This is a genomic window from Methylophaga thalassica (assembly GCF_030159795.1).
GTDB lineage: Bacteria > Pseudomonadota > Gammaproteobacteria > Nitrosococcales > Methylophagaceae > Methylophaga > Methylophaga thalassica.
In genome coordinates this window covers 2,501-4,754 of sequence record NZ_BSND01000001.1, presented here as the reverse complement: position 1 = coordinate 4,754, position 2,254 = coordinate 2,501, and the positions used below count along the sequence as shown (strand labels likewise).

General features: G+C 50.4%; 1 rRNA gene (only partly in view). It reads right to left on the bottom strand.

Going from position 1 to position 2,254, the window contains the following annotated elements:
• Window positions 1–2,254 (bottom strand): 23S ribosomal RNA (locus tag QQL60_RS00020); its annotated part runs 273 nt beyond the window's last position; the annotation flags it as partial.

Below are 2,254 nucleotides of genomic sequence, written 5' to 3'. Positions count from 1 at the left end.
GCTACAGCCCCAGGATGTGATGAGCCGACATCGAGGTGCCAAACACCGCCGTCGATGTGAACTCTTGGGCGGTATCAGCCTGTTATCCCCGGAGTACCTTTTATCCGTTGAGCGATGGCCCTTCCATTCAGAACCACCGGATCACTATGACCTACTTTCGTACCTGCTCGACGTGTCTGTCTCGCAGTCAAGCACACTTTTGCCATTGCACTAACCGCATGATGTCCGACCATGCTTAGTGTACCTTCGTGCTCCTCCGTTACAATTTGGGAGGAGACCGCCCCAGTCAAACTACCCACCATACACTGTCCCTCGCCCAGATAATGGGCGTAGGTTAGAACTCCAAACATACCAGGGTGGTATTTCAAGGACGACTCCACGATAACTAGCGTCATCGCTTCTACGTCTCCCACCTATCCTACACAAGTAGGTTCAAAGTTCAGTGCAAAGCTGTAGTAAAGGTTCACGGGGTCTTTCCGTCTAGCCGCGGGTATACGGCATCTTAACCGCAATTTCAATTTCACTGAGTCTCTGGTGGAGACAGTGTGGCCATCGTTACGCCATTCGTGCAGGTCGGAACTTACCCGACAAGGAATTTCGCTACCTTAGGACCGTTATAGTTACGGCCGCCGTTTACTGGGGCTTCGATCAAATGCTTCGCCTAAACTAACATCATCAATTAACCTTCCAGCACCGGGCAGGCGTCACACCCTATACGTCCTCTTTCGAGTTTGCAGAGTGCTGTGTTTTTAATAAACAGTCGCAGCCACCTGGTCATTGCAACCCCCTTCAGCTCCGTGAGCAAGTCACTTCACCTAACAGGGGCACACCTTCTCCCGAAGTTACGGTGCTATTTTGCCTAGTTCCTTCACCAGAGTTCTCTCAAGCGCCTTAGAATTCTCATCCCATCCACCTGTGTCGGTTTGGGGTACGGTTTGTTATTACCTGAAGCTTAGAGACTTTTCCTGGAAGCAGGGTATCAATCACTTCGCGCCTAATGGCACTCGTCGTCCTGTCTCAGCTTAGCCAAACGGATTTTCCTATTCAGCACGCCTACGCAGTTAAACCAACATATCCAACAGTTGGCTGACCTAACCTTCTCCGTCATCCCATCGCAGTAATAACAAGTACAGGAATATTAACCTGTTTCCCATCGACTACGCATTTCTGCCTCGCCTTAGGGGCCGACTCACCCTGCTCCGATTAACGTTGAGCAGGAAACCTTGGATTTTCGGCGAGGGGGCCTCTCACCCCCTTTATCGTTACTCATGTCAGCATTCGCACTTGTGATATCTCCAGCATGCTTCTCAACACACCTTCACAGACTTACACAACGCTCCTCTACCATGCGTGTAAACACGCATCCATAGCTTCGGTATATGGCTTAAGCCCCGGTACATCTTCCGCGCAGGCCGACTCGACTAGTGAGCTATTACGCTTTCTTTAAAGGGTGGCTGCTTCTAAGCCAACCTCCTAGCTGTCTGGGCCTTCCCACATCGTTTTCCACTGAGCCATAATTTTGGGACCTTAGCTGATGGTCTGGGTTGTTTCCCTTTTGACGACGGACGTTATCACCCGCCGTCTGTCTCCCGTAATTGCACTTCTCGGTATTCGGAGTTTGCATGGGGTTGGTAAGTCGGGATGACCCCCTAGCCCAAACAGTGCTCTACCCCCGAGAGTGAGATACGAGGCGCTACCTAAATAGCTTTCGAGGAGAACCAGCTATCTCCTGGCTTGATTAGCCTTTCACTCCGATCCACAGTTCATCTCCGCATTTTTCAACATACGTGAGTTCGGACCTCCAGTTAGTGTTACCCAACCTTCATCCTGACCATGGATAGATCGCCAGGTTTCGGGTCTAATCCATGCAACTAGTCGCCCTATTAAGACTCGGTTTCCCTGCGCCTCCCCTATTCGGTTAAGCTCGCTACATAAATTAAGTCGCTGACCCATTATACAAAAGGTACGCAGTCACAGAACAAGTCTGCTCCTACTGCTTGTACGCACACGGTTTCAGGTTCTATTTCACTCCCCTCAACGGGGTTCTTTTCGCCTTTCCCTCACGGTACTGGTTCACTATCGGTCGATAAGGAGTATTTAGCCTTGGAGGATGGTCCCCCCATGTTCAGACAAGGTTTCTCGTGCCCCGCCCTACTTGTCGCAAGCCTAGTACCATTAACGCATTTTCATGTACGGGGCTATCACCCTGTATCGCTAGCCTTTCCAGACTATTCCACTAATACGTTAATTATCA